The sequence below is a fragment of the Bradyrhizobium sp. Kon56 genome, from assembly GCF_055807635.1.
In genome coordinates this window covers 1-266 of the sequence record NZ_JBVVOU010000440.1, presented here as the reverse complement: position 1 = coordinate 266, position 266 = coordinate 1, and the positions used below count along the sequence as shown (strand labels likewise).

1 pseudogene is annotated in these 266 nt (G+C 62.8%); it reads right to left on the bottom strand.

Annotated features, from left to right (window positions below):
- A pseudogene (locus AC0L3B_RS39600) lies at positions 1–75 on the bottom strand (hydrolase); the annotation flags it as partial.
- Positions 76–266 lie beyond the last annotated feature (191 nt).

The window sequence follows — 266 nt, the reverse complement described above, 5'->3', positions numbered from 1 at the left end:
GTCGGTGACCACGAACACCTCGAAGCCTTCGGCCAGGGCGCACAGGGTTGGGAAGGCAACGCACACATCCGTCACCACACCGGCAATGATGATCTGCTTGCGGCCGGTCGCCTTGACGGCCTTGACGAAGTCTTCGAGGTGTTCGTGGTCACCGACGCCTCTGGTACCTTCAACGAAACCGTACAGCAAGCCGCGTGGGCACGTATGACCGCCGCGGGCGCGCAATTGGTGAACTGGTTCTCGGTGGCCTGCGAGCTGCAGGTGGA